This window comes from Mesorhizobium comanense (assembly GCF_005503535.1).
Taxonomy (GTDB): domain Bacteria; phylum Pseudomonadota; class Alphaproteobacteria; order Rhizobiales; family Rhizobiaceae; genus Mesorhizobium; species Mesorhizobium comanense.
The window spans coordinates 1-18,337 of the sequence record NZ_SCNN01000017.1; the positions used below are offsets into that span (position 1 = coordinate 1).

General features: G+C 65.5%; 15 protein-coding genes. 5 read left to right on the forward strand and 10 right to left on the reverse strand.

The features are described from left to right. The 6 genes from FFS37_RS24665 to FFS37_RS24690 all read right to left on the reverse strand — a co-directional run. Positions 1-2,864: efflux RND transporter permease subunit (locus FFS37_RS24665; protein WP_137933584.1), on the reverse strand; the 2,864-nt coding region annotated here is incomplete at its 3' end. Between the two features lie 3 nt (positions 2,865-2,867). Continuing rightward, the gene (locus FFS37_RS24670; RefSeq protein ID WP_171026400.1) at positions 2,868-4,157 is read right to left on the reverse strand and encodes an efflux RND transporter periplasmic adaptor subunit; all 1,290 of its coding nucleotides are present in this window, start codon (positions 4,155-4,157) and stop codon (positions 2,868-2,870) included. Then, a complete protein-coding gene (locus tag FFS37_RS24675; RefSeq protein ID WP_137933585.1) occupies positions 4,141-7,287 on the reverse strand; it encodes an efflux RND transporter permease subunit in 3,147 nt (1,048 codons plus the stop codon). The genes FFS37_RS24670 and FFS37_RS24675 overlap by 17 nt, the downstream gene beginning before the upstream one ends. Beyond that, positions 7,284-8,453: an efflux RND transporter periplasmic adaptor subunit gene (locus FFS37_RS24680; RefSeq protein WP_171026401.1), complete on the reverse strand. Its 1,170-nt coding sequence runs from the start codon at positions 8,451-8,453 to the stop codon at positions 7,284-7,286. The genes FFS37_RS24675 and FFS37_RS24680 overlap by 4 nt, the downstream gene beginning before the upstream one ends. After that, on the reverse strand, positions 8,434-8,625 hold the full coding sequence (locus FFS37_RS24685; protein ID WP_232375757.1) for a hypothetical protein: 192 nt from the start codon (positions 8,623-8,625) through the stop codon (positions 8,434-8,436). Before FFS37_RS24685 ends, FFS37_RS24680 begins: the two co-directional genes overlap by 20 nt. A gap of 162 nt (positions 8,626-8,787) precedes the next feature. Further along, entirely contained in the window at positions 8,788-9,519 is a 732-nt protein-coding gene (locus FFS37_RS24690; RefSeq protein WP_137933588.1) for a hypothetical protein, read from the reverse strand. A 239-nt stretch (positions 9,520-9,758) separates the two neighbouring features. On the opposite strand from FFS37_RS24690, the gene FFS37_RS24695 reads away from it, so the two are divergent. From FFS37_RS24695 to FFS37_RS24710, 4 genes are all read left to right on the forward strand, one after another. Further along, entirely contained in the window at positions 9,759-10,487 is a 729-nt protein-coding gene (locus tag FFS37_RS24695; RefSeq protein WP_137933589.1) for a response regulator, read from the forward strand. Continuing rightward, on the forward strand, positions 10,484-11,725 hold the full coding sequence (locus FFS37_RS24700) for an ATP-binding protein (protein ID WP_137933590.1): 1,242 nt from the start codon (positions 10,484-10,486) through the stop codon (positions 11,723-11,725). The genes FFS37_RS24695 and FFS37_RS24700 overlap by 4 nt, the downstream gene beginning before the upstream one ends. A gap of 158 nt (positions 11,726-11,883) precedes the next feature. Next, positions 11,884-12,423, forward strand: coding sequence for a DUF1353 domain-containing protein (locus FFS37_RS24705; RefSeq protein WP_210240473.1), 540 nt, complete (start codon positions 11,884-11,886; stop codon positions 12,421-12,423). A 54-nt stretch (positions 12,424-12,477) separates the two neighbouring features. Then, on the forward strand, positions 12,478-14,187 hold the full coding sequence (locus FFS37_RS24710) for a caspase family protein (protein ID WP_137933591.1): 1,710 nt from the start codon (positions 12,478-12,480) through the stop codon (positions 14,185-14,187). Between the two features lie 63 nt (positions 14,188-14,250). Here FFS37_RS24710 and FFS37_RS24715 read toward each other — a convergent pair whose 3' ends face one another. From FFS37_RS24715 to minC, 4 genes are all read right to left on the reverse strand, one after another. After that, positions 14,251-14,574, reverse strand: coding sequence for a hypothetical protein (locus FFS37_RS24715; protein WP_137933592.1), 324 nt, complete (start codon positions 14,572-14,574; stop codon positions 14,251-14,253). Between the two features lie 305 nt (positions 14,575-14,879). Next, entirely contained in the window at positions 14,880-15,152 is a 273-nt protein-coding gene (minE, locus tag FFS37_RS24720) for a cell division topological specificity factor MinE (protein ID WP_137933593.1), read from the reverse strand. Next, positions 15,149-15,964 (reverse strand): septum site-determining protein MinD, encoded by an 816-nt coding sequence (gene minD / locus FFS37_RS24725; protein ID WP_137933594.1) that lies wholly within the window; start codon positions 15,962-15,964, stop codon positions 15,149-15,151. Before minD ends, minE begins: the two co-directional genes overlap by 4 nt. Before the next feature lie 122 nt (positions 15,965-16,086). Next, positions 16,087-17,082: a septum site-determining protein MinC gene (gene minC / locus FFS37_RS24730; protein WP_137933595.1), complete on the reverse strand. Its 996-nt coding sequence runs from the start codon at positions 17,080-17,082 to the stop codon at positions 16,087-16,089. A 241-nt stretch (positions 17,083-17,323) separates the two neighbouring features. On the opposite strand from minC, the gene FFS37_RS24735 reads away from it, so the two are divergent. Next, positions 17,324-18,331: a helix-turn-helix domain-containing protein gene (locus FFS37_RS24735; protein WP_137933596.1), complete on the forward strand. Its 1,008-nt coding sequence runs from the start codon at positions 17,324-17,326 to the stop codon at positions 18,329-18,331. Positions 18,332-18,337: the final 6 nt, after the last annotated feature.

Below are 18,337 nucleotides of genomic sequence, written 5' to 3' on the forward strand. Positions count from 1 at the left end.
AGCCCCATCCCCGCCGCCTGCCGCTCGATGGCGAACTCGACGATCAGGATGGCGTTCTTGGCGGCGAGACCGATCGTGGTCAGCAGGCCGACCTTGAAATAGACGTCGTTGGTCTGGCCGAAGAGCGTCGCCGCCGCGAGCGCGCCAAAGATGCCGATCGGCACCGACAGCATGACCGCGAACGGGATCGACCAGCTTTCATAGAGCGCGGCCAGGCACAGGAACACGACCAGCGCCGAGATTGCATAAAGCGCCATCGCCTGGTTGCCCGAAAGCCGCTCCTGGTGCGACAGCCCTGTCCATTCATGGGAGTAGCCCGGCGGCAGCTGCGCGACGAGCTTGTCGATCTCGTCCATCGCCGCGCCCGAACTGACGCCCGCCGCCGCCGCGCCCTGGATCTCGACCGCCGCCGAACCATTGTAGCGTTCGAGCCGGGGCGAACCGAAGGTCCAGTGGCTGGAGGCGAAGGCCGAGAACGGCACCATGGCGCCGCTGGAATTGCGCACCTGCCATTTGTCGAGATCTTCCGGCTGCATGCGGAAATTGGCGTCCGACTGCATGTAGACCGGCTTCACCCGCCCGCGATCGATGAAGTCGTTGACATAGTCGCTGCCCCAGGCGCTGGACAGCGTGTTGTTGATGTCGGCGAGGCTCACGCCCAGCGCGCTCGCCTTCTCCTGGTCGATGTCGACCGAGAATTGCGGCTGGTCCTCCTGACCGTTCGGACGCGTGTTGGCCAGAACCTTGCTCTGGGCGGCAAGGCCCAGCAGCTGGTTGCGCGTCTGGATCAGCGCATCATGGCCTGCGCCGTTGACGTCCTGCAGGTAGAAGTCGAAGCCGTTGGTGTTGCCGAAACCCTGGATCGCCGGCGGCGCCAGCGCGAACACCTGCGCATCCCTGATCGCTCGGAAGGCGCCCATGGCGCGGCCGGCGATCGCCTGCGCGGCGGAACCCGCAGATTTGCGCTGGCTGAAATCCTTCAGCCGCACGAAGCCGATGCCGACATTCTGCCCGGCGCCGCCGAAGCCGAAGCCCGAGGCGGTGAAGACGCCTTCGACCGCGTCCTTCTCTTCCTTGAGATAGTGATCCGTCACCTGCGCCAGCACGCGCTCGGTGCGATCCTGCGTGGCGCCGACCGGCAGGGACACGCTGGTGATCAGGATACCCTGGTCCTCTTCCGGCAGGAAGGAACTGGGCAGCCGCGCGAACATCCAGCCCATGCCGATGACGATCGCCAGGAACACCACGAGAAAGCGCTTGCCCCGGTTGATGATGCCGTGCGAGCCGTCGCGATAGGCCGTCGTGCCGCGGTCGAACATCCGGTTGAACCAGCCGAACGGACCGGTCTGCGTCGCATGGTCCTTCGGCGGCCGCAGGATGGTGGCGCACAGCGCCGGCGTCAGCACCAGCGCCACCAGCACGGACAGCACCATGGCCGAGACGATGGTCACCGAGAATTGCCGGTAGATGATGCCGGTCGAGCCGCCGAAGAAGGCCATCGGCACGAACACCGCCGACAGCACGGTGGCGATGCCGATCAGCGCCCCGGTGATCTCGTTCATCGATTTTCGTGTCGCCTCTTTCGGCGGCAGCCCCTCCTCCGCCATGACGCGTTCGACGTTTTCCACCACCACGATGGCGTCGTCGACCAGAAGCCCTATCGCCAGCACCATGGCGAACATGGTCAGCGTGTTGACCGAATACCCGAACAGGGACAGCACGCCGAACGTGCCGAGCAGCACCACCGGCACGGCGATGGTCGGGATGATCGTCGCCCGCAGATTCTGCAGGAAGATGAACATCACCAGGAACACCAGCACGATCGCCTCGGCCAGCGTCTTGACCACCTCCTCGATCGACAGCCGCACGAAGGGCGATGTGTCGTAGGGATAGACCACCTCGACGCCCTGCGGGAAGGTCGAGCTCAGCCGGTTGATCGTCGAGCGCACGGCTTCCGCCGTGCTGATGGCGTTGGCGCCGGTCGCCAGGTTGACGGCGACGCCCGCCGCCGGCTTGCCGTTGTAATTGGCCTGCGTGGTATAGCTTTGGGCGCCGAGTTCCACGGTGGCGACGTCGTTGAGCCGCACCAGCGAGCCGTCGGTCTGGCTCTTCAGGATAATGTTGCGGAACTGTTCGGCCGTCTGCAGCCGGCTCTTGGCCGTCACCGTGGCATTGAGCTGCTGGCCCTTGCGCGCCGGCAGGCCGCCGAGCTGGCCGGCCGAGACCTGCGTATTCTGCGCCTGGATGGCGCTCGCGACATCGCTCGGCATCAGCGCGTATTTGGCGAGCTTGTCGGGATCGAGCCAGATGCGCATGGCATAGCCCGAGCCGAACAGCTGCGTGGAGCCGACACCCTCGACGCGCTTCAGCGTATCGTTGACGGTAGCGTTGACATAGTCGGCGAGATCGGTCGAGTTCATCTTGCCGTCGCTGGAGACGAAGCCGATGACCATCAGGAAGCCGGTCGAGGATTTCGACACGGTGATGCCGTTGCTCTGCACCACTTGCGGCAGCTGCGACTGCACCAGCTGCAGCTTGTTCTGGGTCTGCACCTGCGCGGTATCGGGATCGGCGGAGCTGGTGAAGGTCAGCGTGATCGAGGCCTGCCCGGTCGAGGTCGATGTCGCCGTCATGTAGTCGAGATTGTCGATGCCGGTCATGCCCTGCTCGATGACCTTGGTCACCGAGTTCTCGACCGTTTGCGCATCGGCGCCCGGATAGGTGGCGCTGATGTTGACCGTGGTTGGCGCGATCTGCGGATATTGCGAGATCGGCAGTGATTGCAGCGCGAGCAGGCCGCCCAGCATGATCACGATGGCGATCACCCAGGCGAAGATCGGCCGGTTGATGAAGAATCCTGACATGGCTCAGTTCCCGGTCGAGGCGCCTTGCGCCGGCTTCTGGCCACTGTCGGCGACGGTGGAGGTGGCGGGCGCGGTCGACGAGGTCTGCGCGCGATCCTTGATCTCGCCGGTCGCCTCGTCGATCGTCACTTCGACGCCGGTGGCGTCGCCGCCGGGGCGCACCAGCTGCAGCCCCTCGACAATGACGCGGTCGCCGTCACCGACGCCCGAATCCACCAGCCAGTTGTTGCCGACCGTGTTGCGCACGGTGAGCACGCGGGTCTCGACCTTGCCCTGCGCATTGATGACCATGGCGGTCGCTTCGCCCTTGGTGTTGCGGGTGACGCCGCGTTGCGGCACCAGGAAACTGTTTTGCGCAACGCCCTCCTCGACCAGCGCGCGCACATACATTCCGGGCAGCAGCAGCCGGTCGGGATTGGGGAATTCGGCCCTCAGCGCAAAGGTGCCGGTGGTCTGGTCGACATTGGCGCCGGCGAATTCCAGCTTGCCAGTCTGCTGGTAGATGGTGCCGTTCTCCAGTTTCAGCTTTACCGAGACATTGGGGCCGCTGAATTTCAGCCGCCCTTCCGAGATCGCCTGGCGCAGGTTGAGCAGGTTGGTGCTCGACTGGGTGACGTCGACATTGATCGGGTCGAGCGAGCGGATGGTGGTCAGCACCGTCGACTGGTTGGTTGTCACCAGCGCGCCGGGCGTCAGCGTCGACTTGTCGATGCGGCCGGCGATCGGCGCGGTGACCGAGGTGCGGTTGAGGCTGATGCGCGCGGTCTCGACGCTCGCCTTGGCCGAGGCGACATCGGCCTGCGCCTGCGCCAGCGTGGCGGCGGCATCGTCGTAATCCTGTTTGGAAACAACGTTCTGCTTCAACAGCCCGGCATAACGGTCGAACTTCGCTTGCGCGGTCGGCACCGCCGCTTCCGCCTTCTGCTGCGCCGCCAGCGCGCTGTCATAGGCCGCCTGGTAGCTGGCCGGGTCGATCAGGTAGAGCGGCTGGCCCACGACAACCTCGGCGCCTTCCTTGAAAAGGCGCTGCTGGATGATGCCGTCGACCTGCGGACGCACCTCGGCGACCAGCGACGCGGCGGTGCGGCCGGGCAGTTCCGCCGTGATGGCCACCGATTGCGGATGCAGCGTCACGACGCCGACCTCCGGCTTGCCGACGCCGCCCATGCCGGCCGGCGCCTTGCTTCCTTCCTGCGAGCAGGCCGCCAGCAGGAAAGCCGCGCAGGCCATGCCAGCCCATGGCGCGAGGCGGCGGCGCATCGGCAGCGCAAAATGATTAGACGGGATAGGCATGGTCTGGATCTTTCGCTGGGGTTGCGGTCGCCGCCTGGCGGTCGGCATCGGATCGTTCGACGAGCAGCCGGGAGAGATGCCGGCCGAGGAAGCGCTGGAGGTCGTCCATGAAAGTGTAGACGACCGGCACATAGACAAGGCTGAGCACGGTCGAGGAGATAAGGCCGCCGATGACGGCGATCGCCATCGGCGCGCGCGTCTCGGCATCGGCGCCGATGCCGAGCGCGATCGGCAGCATGCCGACGCCCATGGCGATCGATGTCATGACAATGGGGCGCGCCCGCTTGCGGGCGGCGTCGAGCAGTGCTTCGAAGCGGCTCATCCGACGCTCCTTCTCCGCGACCAGGGCGTACTCTACCAGCAGGATCGAGTTCTTGGCCGCGATGCCCATCAGCATCAATATCCCGATCAGCGGCGATATGCCAAGCGCCTTGCCGGTAATGAGCATGAAGCCGAGCGCGCCGCCGACGGAGAGCGGCAGCGCGACCAGGATGGTCACCGGCTGCACGAAGCCGCGGAACAGAAGCACCAGGGTCAGGTACATCAGCAGGATGCCCGCGGCGATCGCGGTGGCGAAGCCGGAGAACAGCTCCTGCATGCGCGCGGCGTCGCCGCGCGACAATTCGTGCACGCCGGCCGGCAGGTCGCGCATGACAGGCAAGGCGCGTATCGCCGAGGTCGCCTGGCCGAGCGTCAGGTCCGACAGGTCTGCCTCGATCGTGGCGCTGCGGCTGCGCCCCACCCGCGTGATGCTGTTGGGCCCGGCGTTGAAGCCGATGTCGGCGACCGCGCCGAGCGGCACGGTGCCCTTGGCGCCGGTAAGCGGCAGCACCGCCAGCTTGGCGGGATCGTCGATCGCGCCGTCCGGCAAGGTCACCATGATCGACACCTGGCGGTCGCCGAGATTGAACTTGGCAAGGCTGGTGTCGGTGTCGCCGATGGTGGCGATCTTCACCATCGAGGCGATCTCGGTCGGCGTCACGCCAAGCGCGGCGGCCCTGGCGCTGTCGGGCCGCACGATCAATTCCGGCTTGGTCGTCGCCGCCGTCGACTTCGGGTTGATCAGCCCCGGCACCGACTTCATCTGCTCGATCAGTTCGGCGCTCGCCTTCTCCAGCGCGGCGCCGTCGTCGGCAACCAGCGTGATCGCCACCTTGGCGCCGGCAAAACCGTCGGCGCCGAACTGGATGCGCGCGCCCGCAACCTCGTTGAGCTTCGGCGAGGCCTCGGCCTCGAACTGCTGCTGGCTCATCGCGCGTTCGCCGCGCGGCTTCAGGTTGACGGTGATGTTGGCGGTGCGCACCTCGGCCGAGCTCGAGCCCTGGTTGGGGCCGCCGCCGGAAGACGCGGCCGTGCCGATGGTGGCGAAAATGCTGTCGACGGCCGGCTCGTCCCTGAGGCGCCTGGTGATGTCCTGCACCACGGCGGTGGTCTGCTCGATCGTGGATCCCGGCTGCAATTCGACCGAGATCATCGAGCGGCCGCGATCGGCCGCCGCCATGAACTCCGTCGGCAGTTTCGTGGCCAGCATCATCGACCCGGCAAAGAAGGCGATGCCGGCGGCGAGCGTGATCCAGCGATGGTCGAGCGCCTTGCGCAGCAGCCATAGATAGGTCGGCACCCAGCGCGGCATGTCGTCCTCGTCGTGGCCGCCGGCGCGCACCAGATAGGCGCCCATCAGCGGCGTCAGCATGCGCGCCACAAGCAGCGAGAACAGCACCGAGACGCAGACCGCGACGGCGAAGGAAAAAAAGAACTTTCCCGGAATGCCCGGCATGAAGGCGACAGGCACGAAAACCGCCACGATCGTTGCCGTGGTCGCCACCACGGCCAGCCCGATCTCGTCGGCCGCCTCGATCGCCGCCTGGTAGGCGCTGGCGCCGGTCTGGCGCATATGGCGAACGATGTTCTCGATCTCCACGATCGCGTCGTCGACCAGGATGCCGACCACCAGCGACAGCGCCAGAAGCGTGATGTTGTTGAGCGAGATGTCGAACGCCACCATCACCGCGAAGGTCGGGATCAGCGACAGCGGCATGGCGACCGCCGAGACCAGCGTCGCCCTGATGTCGCGCAGGAACAGCCAGACCACGCCGACCGCCAGCAGCGCGCCGAGCCACAGCGCCTCGAGCGCGGCATCGTAGCTCTCCTGCACAAAACCGGAGGACGAGGTGACCTCGGTGAATTTGGCGACGGTCGTCCCCGCGCCCATTTCGGCGATCGCCGCCCGCGCCGCCTTGACCACGTCGATCTCGCTCGATCCGACCGAGCGGTAGACATTGAAGGCGACGACCTGCCGGCCGTCGAAATAGGCCGCCTGGCGCGGCTTTTCCCAGCTGTCGGTGACGGTGCCGAGATCCTTGAGCCTGACGTCGCCGGCGCCGGTGAGTGCGATGCGCGTGTCGGCCAGCGCCTCGACGGTGGTGGCGCTCGCCAGCGTGCGCACCGACTGTTCCTGCCCGCCGATGGTCGTGCGGCCGCCCGGCTGGTTGACGTTGTTGGAAGCGAGCGTCTGGCTGACATCGCCGGCGCTGATGCCGAGCGCGGCGAGCCGGTCGGGGTCGAGCGCGACGCGGATGACGCGGTCGACGCCGCCCGAGCGCGTCACCTTGGAGACGCCGTCGACGCCGAGCAGCACCTTGGCGACATCGTTGTCGATGTACCAGCTCAGCGCATCTGGCGACAGCGTCGGCGCCTCGACGACGAAGGTCAGCACCGAATTGCCTGATGCGTTGACCTTGGCCACGACCGGCGTCAGGGCCGCCGCCGGCAGGCTGGATTGCACCTGCGAGACGGCGTTGCGCACGTCGTTGGCGGCCGTCTCCGGATCGGTGCCGAGCGTGAACTCGACCGTGGTGACGGAAGAACCCTCGCCGATCGAGGTCGAGACGTCGTCGACGCCTTCGAGCGTCGCCACCGTGTTCTCGATGACGCGGGCGACCTGTACTTCCATCTCGCTTGGCGCGGCGCCCGGCTGCGATACCGTGACGGTGACCGTCGGCAGGTCGATGTCGGGCATGTTGTTGGTGCGCAGGTGGGAAAAGCCCCACAGGCCGGCAATGGTCAGCGACAAAAACAGCACGATGGTCGGCACCGGGTTGCGGATCGACCAGGAGGAAATGGCGTTCATCGCGACGCCTCCGCCGCCTGTGCGCCATCCCCGGCCTGCGCCGCTTCGGCGGTATCGGCGGCGACGCGCACGAGGTTGCCGTCACTGAGGAAGCCGGCCCCGGCGACCACGACATCGTCGCCCTGCGCGAGCCCGCTTTCGATCGCGACACGGCCATTGTGACGGGTGCCGGTCGTCACCGGGCGCATGGCGGCCTTGCCGGAAGCATCGACGACGAACACCGCCGGCTTGCCGTCCTGCCAGACCAGCGCGGCCTCAGCGACGCTCAGCTGTTGCGCGGCCGCACCCGCGATCGACACGCGGGCGAACATGCCGGGCCTCAGGCCAGAGCCTTCGCCAAGCGCGACATAGACCGTGGCGAGCCGCGTCGTCGAATTCACCGTCTGGCCGATCGAGGAGACGCTGCCCGCGAAATGGCGGCCGGCCGCGTCGACGACATCGGCGGCCTGCCCGACCGAAATGGCCGGCAGGTCTTTTTCGGGAACGAGCACGCCGGCCTCGAGCCTGCCGGCGCGGATGATCTTCATCAGCTCGGTGCCGGCCTGCACGATGGAGCCGGTCACCGCCGGGCGGCTGGAGATGATGCCGTCGAAAGGCGCGCGGATGGTGGTGCGGTCAAGCTCGGCCTGCAACCGGTCGGCGGCGGCCTGCGCCTGCTCGACCTGCGCCCGTCCGGTTTTTACGGCCGTCGCCCTGTCTTCCGCCGTCTCCGTGCTGATGGCGTTGCTTGCCAGCAATTTGCTGGCGCGGGCGGCCGCGGAGACGGCCGAGTCCAGCGTGGCCTGAGCCTGCGTGACGGCGGCTTTCTGCTCCGCCAGTTGCGCCTTGAGCAGCGAGGCGTCGAGCCGCGCCACGACATCGCCGGCGCGCACGCTGTCGCCTTCCGTGACCAGCATGTCGGTCAGCCGCAATCCGCTCTCCTCGGCGCCGATGGTCGCTTCCTGCCAGGCAGCGACGGTGCCGGTGGCGCTGATCGACGACGTGACAGGCTCGGCGCGCGCCTTCTCTACCGTAACGGTCAAGGTCGCGGCCTTCAGCGCCGAAGCCGCCGGCGCGGCGGCCTCGGCCGTCGTCGCGCGGCCATAGGCCTTCAGCGCCGCCATTGTGGCGAGCACGATCAGCACGGCCGCGAGCACGACATAGGTTTTACGCGATCTTGCGGTCATGATGTCCATGGCCGTTGGTCCGCTGCGAAAGCGGCAGCGACAGGCGAAAGGCGGCGAAGCTCAGGCGAATGGCGCCCTTCAGTGCGGGGGAAGACGGCACCTGCGGCTGGGCTGCGTGATTGTCGCGCGGCAAGTATCTTGGGCTGGCCGATGCGATCAGCCGCAGCAGCATCAGGGCTTCCCACATTGGCGTGCTTCCAGTTCGATGGGTTCAAAAGCAGGCCCTGATCGGGCCAGCCATGATTTGAACCGGATGGCGCAGTTACGCGCGCCATCCGGGAAGTTCCGGCCAGCCCGAGAACGGGTTGGGTACCGGGCTGGCCGGCGCAGCCGGTCAGAGCTGCTCGCCATTCCCGGGCTGGGGTGGCGGGCCGCCTTCATTGGGCAGGCCTCTTGGGCCGGCTGCATCATTCGGCGGACCGCCCCAGGGACCGGGGGGTGGTCCATGGGGGCGTTCCGCCGAAGCGAGGATTTCGAGCTGTTCGGGCGAGAGCTTGGCGCGCAGTTCCGTGATCGCGTCCTTCAGCTTGGCCGCCGAAGCCGCGCGGGCCGTGACGTCGTCGGCCAGCCTTTCCTGGAATGCGAAGGGATCGGCCTTGCCGCCGGGTCCCGCATCGGGGCCTTTCGCCTGAGGCCCACCATCCGGCCCGCCAGGACCTCCGGTGCCGCCGGGGCCGCGATCATGGCGCGGCGGCGCAAGCACCGCTTGCAGCGCGCTGGTGTAGTCGCGCCAGGCGTCGAGCTGTTCGGAGCGGATGCCGACGCGCGTTTCCAGCGCCGCCAGCCGCGCGGCCAGCATGAATTCCGGCGGCGGTCCCATGCGGCGGGGACCAGGGCCTTCCGGCCCGAAGCCTCCCGGGCCAAAGTGTGCCGGGCCAAAGCCTTTCGGACCATGCGGCATCGGGCCGTGCGGGCCGGGACCGAGGTCGGGACCGCCCTGCATGGCCATCATTGGTGGCATGGGCGGCGCCTCGCCGGGCGCGCCGCCGGGATCGGGCTGCGCCGCAAAAGCGGGGTGGATGGCGGCGAGGGAAAACAGGCCGAGCGCAAGAAGTCTGTTGCGCATGATGTGGTTCCTTTCATCCATGCTTCGGACGATCAGGAGGATAGGAAGGCTGTTTGTCCGCTTCGCGTCGGCGTGTTGCCGAAGGTTTCCGCAAAGGGGCAATTTGTTTCCGAATGTTTCCACCGGCCCGCCAGCAACATTGCGTTGCAATTTTCCATGCCGCTGGCGCGCGCTCTCCCTATAATCGGCATCGAGCCCCATGATCACGGGCCCCATGATCAGGGACAAGGTCAGGCACGATGCAGTCACAACCCCATATCCTTGTCGTCGACGACGACCGCGAGATCCGCACGCTGCTTGGCCGTTATCTCGACGGCCAGGGTTTCCGCGTCTCCGTCGCGGCCGACCGGCGCGAGTGCGAACAGAAGCTGGCGACGGGCCAGTTCGACCTCATGGTGCTCGACGTCATGCTGCCGGACGGCTCCGGCCTCGACATCTGCCGCAGCCTGCGCGACCGCAAGCCGCACATCCCCGTCATCCTGCTGACGGCGCTGAAGGAAGATGTCGACCGCATCATCGGCCTGGAGCTCGGCGCCGACGACTATCTGGGCAAGCCGTTCAACCCGCGCGAACTCACCGCCCGCATCCGCGCCGTGCTGAGGCGCGCCGCCCCCGAGGACGCGCCCGCCGCGCCGCGCGCCCGAATCTACCGTTTTGCCAGCTACAGTCTGGAGCCGGACACGCGCAAGGTGATCGACGCGCAAGGCGACCTCGTCGATCTCACCGGCGCCGAGTTCGACCTTTTGCAGGTGTTCCTCGACCGTCCCGGCCGGCTGCTGTCGCGCGACCAGTTGCTCGACCTCACGCAGGGCCGCGAGCGCGACCCGCTCGAACGCTCCGTCGACGTGCTGATGAGCCGGCTGCGCCGCAAATTCGCCGAGGCCGGCGACGGACCGCTGTTCAAGACGGTGCGCAATGGCGGCTACCAGCTCACCGCGCGCGTCGAGGCCGTGGAGATCGAAGCGTGAATTCGCTGCGCCGCCGCCTCATCGTCCTGCTCGTCGCTTCCATCGTCGGCGTCGTCGGCCTCGCCACCGCCGCCGTCATCAGCGTGCGCGGCGGCGGGCCGCCGCCGGAACTGACCGTGCCCTGGGTCGCCCAGCAGATGGAACTGGTGCTGCGGCTGCTGCCCGGCCCCATCCCGGACGTGCTGCGCGTGGAATTCACCGACCAGCCGGCCGGCGGCAAGGTCGACCGCCCGGAAACGACGATGCTGAACGATATTCTGCAGCGCCGCGGCTTCTCCCTGACGGCCGTCGTCACCGAGAAGCCGGACGAGCCCGGGCAGATCGCATCGGTGCATCTGCCCGACGGCCGCTGGGCGATCATGAAGATGCCGCATCTGAAGCCGCCCGGTCGTGAATGGCTGGTGCTGGCCGGCTGGATCTCGCTGATCGTGGCCGGCGCGACCGCCGTCTCGGTCTATTTCACCTCGGTGCTGATCCGTCCGCTGGAGATGCTGGAGGCCGCCGTCTCCAAGATCGGCTCGGACGGCGTGCTGGCGGCCGTGCCGGAAGTCGGCTCGGCCGAAGTCAAGGCCACGGCGCATGCGCTGAACCAGCTGTCGTCGCGGCTGAGGACGTCGATGGAAAGCCGCATGCGGTTGGTGGCCGCCGCCGGCCACGACCTGCGCACGCCGATGACGCGCATGCGGCTGCGCGCCGAATTCCTGGACGAGGACCGCGACAAGTGGCTGCACGACCTGGACGAACTCGACCGCATCGCCGACAGCGCCATCCGCCTGGTGCGCGAGGAGGTGAACCAGGACGCCGTCGAACCGCTGGATCTGAAGAAGATGGTGCGCGACATTTCGGATGAAATGGCCACGCTTGGCCATGACGTGTCGATCGAGCGGCTGGACGCCGTCTCGGTGCGCGCCGGCGCGCTCGGCCTGCGCCGGGCGCTGCGCAACCTGATCGTCAACGCCGCCACCCACGGCCGGGCCTGCACCATCTCGCTCACCGCCGCGGACCAGCGCGCCGTGCTCTCGATCTGCGACATCGGGCCGGGCATCCCGCCCGACCTCATCAACAAGGCCTTCGAACCCTTCTTCCGCGTCGACCCCGGCCGCCAGCAATCCATCCCCGGCGCGGGCCTCGGCCTCGCCATCGCCAAGGAAATCATCGAGCGCTACGGCGGCACCGTGACGCTGGAAAACCGCTTCGGCGGCGGCCTGGCGCAGACCGTGGTGTTCAAGGCGGTGTGAGGGGCGTTGGCGCAATCCTCCAGGTAGATAGCAACGCAGATAAAAGCACCTCGAAGTAGATCGGCAAAAATTGCTCGTGCCCTATTTTGTGTCTAGCTAGAATATGCTTTTATATGAGAGATCGCTAATTACCCTTCAGAAAAACACGGTTTTTAGCCATGACCGGGGTGGCAATATCTTCCAACCGCGACCTACAGGATTTCATGCGCATAGCATGGCCTGGGGAGCGAAAGAGATTCATGGGGCCGCCTGCTGCGGTCGTGGCGTTCTCCGACTGGAATTACTACTATACTAGAGACCCATTGGAGTGGCGCTCAAATACCGATCCGAAACGTACAGTGGACGTCCCTGTTGGTTTCGTAACAGATTTGGCCAGCATTCCGCCGGCATTCTGGACATTGCTGCCAAAAACTGCCGCTTACAGCTATCCTGCGATTATTCACGATTACCTTTATTGGTTTCAGCCCTGCGACCGCAAGGATGCGGATGAAGTGTTGAAGGGCGCCATGGAGGATCTCGGCGTCGCGACGGTCACCATTACCACCATTTACGGCGGCGTCCGAGTGGGCGGAGAGAGCGCTTGGCAAGCCAACGCCAAGGCCAGGGCGAATGGCGAGAAACGAGTTCTGAAGCGCTTCCCGGCTGACATGAAGATCAGTTGGGAACAGTGGAAAACGGAGCCGGATGTATTCGTCTAGGACGTGAGGTCCATTCACGTCGAAGGAGCGGCTCGTTTGTAGAGGGGGAGGACGATGGCTGGGGGCAAATATGCACTGGTCATGGGCAACGCCGCCTACAACGGAGACATGGCGCTTGCAAATCCATGCCATGACGCGACGGCGATGTCTGACACACTCGCCGCATTGAAGTTCGATGTGACCAAACTGGAGAATGGCACGCGGGACGATATGAGATCGGCGATAAAGAATTTCGTCGGAACGCTAAAGCTGGAACAGGCGTCAGTCGGGGTTTTCTATTTTTCTGGCCACGGCCTACAGGTCGAGGATCAGAACTATGTGGTCCCGATCGACTTCGATCAACATGGCGAGCAACTGGCTTCGCGCATGATCCAGGTTCAGCCGATCATCGACGAGATGTCGAGCGACGTCACCCTCATCCTTCTGGATGCCTGTCGTAACAACCCCGGCGCGCAGCGGGTCATAGGCACGCGCGGCCTCGCCAATCTCGATGACGCGAAAGCGTTGCTTGTCGGCGGTCGTCCTGTAGAGGGCGACGCGCTCACAGTTTCCGGGTTTGGCGAGATGAAGGCAGATCGAAACAGAAATACCTTCATTGCCTTTGCAGCCGCACCTGGCCAATTCGCTTATGACGGCACAGGGAAGATGAGCCCGTTCACCCGGGCTCTTGTCAGCAACATGGATGCGGTGGACCTGCCCCTTGCCAATCTTATGGCACGTGTCCGCAAGGAGGTCTTGTCGATAACCAAGAACCAGCAGCGAACGTGGGACAACTCGTCACTTACAGATCCATTCTTCTTCAATCCCGGATCGCTTCTGCTTTTCCTCGGAAACATCATGGCACTGATCGGTCTTCTGCTTTGTTTGACCTCCTATTCACTGGTCCTCGCGACACATAACGCCAGTTGGAACCAATTGACAGCAGCTGCCACGCTGCCATTGATCTCGCTGATCATCCTGTTGTTCGGCATGCAGAGCGTCTATTCGCGCCTTCGTGGAAACTTTGAATACTCCAACGACGAGGAAAGGACGGTCCGTGACCATCTGCTCCTGAGTCTCCAAAAGGGGGGTGTTGGGGGCTATCTTGGCGCGCAACTTGCGGCACTGTGCATCAGCGTGCCCTACTACATGGCATGGCTGCAGAAGTACGATCAGGGAGCCGCCCGGATGCCGGTGTCGCTCGGCATCCTGACGACGGAGATGGCAATTGCCGCTGCACTGATTGCTTGCCTGCTAGGGAGCACTTGTATCTTCCTCACCCGGCTCAAATGGTCGAACCGCCGGCTGAAGTTTATCCAGCAACCTAGCCGCACAAGTATCCTGCTTGGCGCGGCTTGCGGCGGCATGCTCACCGGGGTGATCACCGCACCATTCCTCATGGGATATTTCGGCAGCCTTGATCGGCCGCAGGTCACGCCGGGATATCTTGTTCCAGGCTCCATCATCGGCGCCTCGATCATCATCTTTTCGATCGTCAATTTCGATTTCGAGCGTCTGAATGCCAAGCGCCTGGGATCCAGTGCATTGGCCGCGCTTGCCGCCATGCTGTTCGGCTGCCTTGCAGCGGTCATCGTGTTCGGGCCGCTCTATGCATTGGGCATCGTGCAGTTCATTACCCATCAGTTGGAGCAGAATTTTCACGACCCGGCGATTATGATCAGCGGGGGTGCGGCCTACGGGCTTCCTGTAGGGTTGATCCTGGGGATTGTCATTGGCGCAGCCATCGTGCTGACCGAAAAGTGGTCTGCCCGACCGGTCATTTAGGCAAGGCGCTAAGGCAGGCTGCCCCCCCGTTCGCCCCTTCGGATGTCGGGGGATGTGATTGACTCAGGGCGACATCAGCGCCCACATCGCTTCGTTGAACTTGCGCATCTTTTCGCGGAATTTCTTTTCCGCCAGCATGCGCGCTAGCGTGGCTTTCTTGCGCCTTGTGTTGGCGGCCCGCCAGAGCGCCTCGACGCGGTGGAACTCGCGGCCAGCGGCCGCGGTCGCCTCCTTGCCCTTGGCGCGCATCACCGCCTTGCTCGCGGCCTTCATCGCCGCCAGTTGGGCTTCTTCATCCGTCTGTGCCGCTTCTTCCTCTCGCCGCGCCGCGCCATAGTCCTGGGCGGCCTTGGTCAGGTCCTGCACTGCTTTCCCGATGTCCGGCATTGTTGCCCCCAATGTCTGTAATCGCAGGCTACAAACATTAGTGAGACCTTAAATTTGGCCGATGTCAATGATGGCTGCGGCCAACATCGAAGGCAGGCGCGGCAAACCTGGACGCAGCAGGGCGGCGACGGGCCCTGCCTCTCCTGGATCTCCCCCCTTGAGGGGAAGATGTCGCCGAAGGGGTCGGTTCGACCGGGCGCTAGCCGCTTTCTGCGACAAAAAAAGAGGGGCGGCGCGTTACGCGCAACGACCCCCTCTGTCCGCTTCGCGGACATCTCCCCTCGAGGGGGAGATCGCCTTCGCTATCAGCCCGCCATGGCCAGCGGCACGGGGCTCTTGTTGGGGATCTGGATGTCGATTTCCAGCGTCGACATGGTCTCGCCACGGTCCATCGACACCTGGAGATAGTCCTGATCGATCTGCACATGCTTGGCGATGACGGCCATGATCTCCTCGCGCAATATGGAGACGAGGTCGGGCTGGGCGCGGCTGCGGCGCTCGTAAGCGAGCAGCACCTGCAGCCGCTCGCGCGCCACCGGCGCACTGGTGCGCCGCTTGAAGAGGTCGAGGATGCTCATGCCGCCCTCCTTCCCAGAAGCCGGTCGAGGAAGCCCTTGCGCTCGAAGGGAACGACGACCGGCAGATCCTCGCCTTCCAGCCTGCGTGCCGCTTCGAGATAGGCCTTGGCGGCGGCGTTGATGGGCTCCGACAGCGTCACCGGCGCGCCGAGGTTGGAGGCGCGCAGCACGTCCTGGCTCTCGGGGATGATGCCAATGAGCGGGACCGACAGGATTTCCAGCACGTCGTCGATCGACAGCATCTCGCCGCGCGCCGCGCGGGCCGCGTCGTAGCGCGTCACCAGCACGTGCTTGGCGATGTGCTCGCCCTGCTCGGCGCGCATGGTGCGAGCATCGAGCAGGCCGATGATGCGGTCGGAATCGCGCACCGACGACACTTCCGGATTGGTGACGATGACCGCCTCGTCGGCGAAGCGCATGGCAAGCTGGGCGCCGCGCTCGATGCCGGCCGGGCTGTCGCAGAACACATAGTCGAACACCTGGCGCAGGCGACCGATGACTTCCTCGACGCCTTCTTCGGTCAGCGCGTCCTTGTCGCGGGTCTGCGAGGCCGGCAGCAGATAGAGCGTCTCCAGCCGCTTGTCGCGGATCAGCGCCTGCGACAGCTTGGCCGTGCCCTGGATGACGTTGACGAGATCGAACACCACGCGGCGCTCGGCGCCCATGATGAGATCGAGATTCCTCAGGCCGACGTCGAAATCGACGAGCGCCACCTTCTTGCCGGTCTTGGCCACGGCGGCGCCGAGCGCGGCCGTCGAAGTCGTCTTTCCGACGCCCCCCTTGCCCGAGGTGACCACCACTACCTTGCCCATATATCCAGCCTCCGTTGGCATTTTTATGTTCTAGTCCCGCCGTGACCGGCACGGCACCCTGTCTCAACCGCCGACCTTCGCATGCGAAGCCGGCCCGAAGCTTGCGTCCCGCCGCCGGCGCCTCAGCCGAGCGGCATCACGCACAGCGCGTCGTTCTCGAGGAAGGCCTGCACCGCCTTGCCGCGCGACACGCCTTCCATCTCCTCGGCGGTCGTGTACCAGCCGTCGACCGCCAGCAGTTCCGCCTCGTTCCTGCGGCAGAAGATGCGCGCCGAGATATTGCCTTCCGAACCGGCGATCGCGCGGCCGCGAAGCGTGCCGTAGACATGGATCGACCCGCCGGCGACGATCTCCGATCCGGACGCGACCGAGCCCAGCACGATGACATCGCCATGCGGATGGAACACCGACTGCCCCGAACGGATCGGCGTCTTGATCATCAGCGTGCCCGCCGTTGGCTCGCCCGGCTGGTGGACGGCGCCCTGCCCCGATCCTGCCGCCTCCGCCCTGTTTGCCCGCGTCTTGCCCGATCCCGCCTTGCCAGATCCCGCTTTAGCGAACTCCGCCGTGGCGGGCTCGATCCTGATCGCTTCCAGTCCCGCCAGCGCGGGGTCCGCCTCCTGATCGTGGGAGGCCACATCCCCGGAAATCCCGTCCTGGAGAGCCGTGTCGGCCGAAACCGCTGCCGGCGAGACCGCTGCGGCAGGCGCCTCAAGCGGCACGGCCTGCCCCTGCTCCACGGCGGCTTCCAGTTCCTCCGCCCGTGCCTTGCGCGCCGCGCGGCCAAGCAGCCCCTCGGCCGTCGCCTCCTTGGCGCCGGCCAGCAGCGGCGGCAGGTCAAGCCCCAGCGAAGCGCCCTCGAGCTCGATGGCGTAGACCCGGATGCCCCGCCCCGCCAGCGAGGCCACCAGCAAGCCGATATCGGCCGCAACGGGCTGCAGGACGTTGAGATCGAGCACCACCGGCCGGCCATTGAAATAGCCCGGCGAATTGGCGATCCAGTGATCGAGCCCCTCCAGCCAGTCGGTGATGGGCGCCTCCGGCGTCAGCGTGAAAGCGACGAAGGAACGGGCGCGAAAACGGATGGATTTGGTCTCAACGGGAGCGGCAAAGGTCACGGCCGGGCGAATCCTTACTCAATGGTTAAAAGTGGCCGCCGAATGGTTAACAAATGGTTAATGCGAGGGTTTTTGCGCCCCTCACCGGCAGCTCCCGCCATGGCCACCGAATGCGGGCCGGGCCGCAAAACTGTGTGATTGGCACAGGAATTGCGTTACATTCCAACGCGACATGAATAAGTTAGCCAACTGGTTTTGCGTCTGACATGAATGCAAAGCAGTCGGTTTGTGGGAACAAATCATGCAGGACCGAGCCAGCTTCGATTTCGACATGGCAGGGCACGACGCGGGCGCGCCGGTCACGCAGGTCGATATCAGTTCAGTCGTTCGCGTGGGGTCGAGGCTGGCGGCGTGGCGCGACGCGCTCAACAACTATTACTATCCTCTCGACCTTTCCACGCCCTCGACGGCCTTCAGTGTCGGCCATCTGTCGGTCCACGATGTCGCCGAAATCCGAATCGGCGTGCTCGACAGCGACCCCATGACGGTTACCCGCCGCCCGACCCATATCGGACGCAGCGACGACGACTTCTTCATGATGCCAATAACCGCCTCCAACAACCTCTACCTCACCCAGCGGACGCGCGACTGCCAGGTCCGGCCGGGCGACCTTGCGTTCATCGGCACCGGTGATCCCTACGTCTACGGCCAGCCCGAGCGCACCATGATCACGGCGCTGCGCCTGCCCGCCGCGATGCTGCGCGAAAGGGTGCCGTGGATCGACGACATGACGGCGCGGCAATGCCAGCGCGAGCAGCCTCTCGTGCAGATGTTCCACGAGTTCCTGGGTTCGATCACGCGGCATGGATCGCATTTGAGCGGCCCGGAGGCGAAGTTCCTGCGGCACACTCTTTTCGACCTTCTGGCGCTGGCGGTAACTGTCCCGGGCGGCGCGCTGTCGGATGAGAGCTCCGTGCGCTTCGCCAACCGGCAGCGCATATTGCATTTCGTCGAGGAGCACATATCCGACAGGAATCTGGGCAGTTCGCTGATAGCGGCGCGGCTGGGCCTGTCGCCCCGTTACATCCAGAAGATCTTTGCCGAGCGCGGCGAGACGGTGACCGAGGTCATTCGCAGGCGGCGCGTCACCGAAGCGCAGCAATTGCTCAGGAACAGGAACCTGCAAAGCAAGTCCGTCCAGGAGATTTCCTATCTGGCGGGATTCGCCGACCCGGCCTATTTCAGCCGGGTTTTTCGCCAGGAGACCTCGATGTCTCCCGGCGAATACCGCAAGCTTCATTCGGCCTGAACGGTT

Bases quoted from the DNA above. Each gene is read 5' to 3' on its own strand.
- FFS37_RS24695 (WP_137933589.1), top strand. From the start codon at position 9,759: ATGCAGTCACAACCCCATATCCTTGTCGTCGACGACGACCGCGAGATC.
- FFS37_RS24680 (WP_171026401.1), bottom strand. From the start codon at position 8,453: ATGACCGCAAGATCGCGTAAAACCTATGTCGTGCTCGCGGCCGTGCTG.
- minD (WP_137933594.1), bottom strand. From the start codon at position 15,964: ATGGGCAAGGTAGTGGTGGTCACCTCGGGCAAGGGGGGCGTCGGAAAG.
- FFS37_RS24735 (WP_137933596.1), top strand. From the start codon at position 17,324: ATGCAGGACCGAGCCAGCTTCGATTTCGACATGGCAGGGCACGACGCG.
- FFS37_RS24685 (WP_232375757.1), bottom strand. From the start codon at position 8,625: ATGCTGCTGCGGCTGATCGCATCGGCCAGCCCAAGATACTTGCCGCGC.
- FFS37_RS24690 (WP_137933588.1), bottom strand. From the start codon at position 9,519: ATGCGCAACAGACTTCTTGCGCTCGGCCTGTTTTCCCTCGCCGCCATC.
- FFS37_RS24675 (WP_137933585.1), bottom strand. From the start codon at position 7,287: ATGAACGCCATTTCCTCCTGGTCGATCCGCAACCCGGTGCCGACCATC.
- minE (WP_137933593.1), bottom strand. From the start codon at position 15,152: ATGAGCATCCTCGACCTCTTCAAGCGGCGCACCAGTGCGCCGGTGGCG.
- FFS37_RS24705 (WP_210240473.1), top strand. From the start codon at position 11,884: ATGACCGGGGTGGCAATATCTTCCAACCGCGACCTACAGGATTTCATG.
- FFS37_RS24715 (WP_137933592.1), bottom strand. From the start codon at position 14,574: ATGCCGGACATCGGGAAAGCAGTGCAGGACCTGACCAAGGCCGCCCAG.
- FFS37_RS24670 (WP_171026400.1), bottom strand. From the start codon at position 4,157: ATGCCTATCCCGTCTAATCATTTTGCGCTGCCGATGCGCCGCCGCCTC.
- FFS37_RS24710 (WP_137933591.1), top strand. From the start codon at position 12,478: ATGGCTGGGGGCAAATATGCACTGGTCATGGGCAACGCCGCCTACAAC.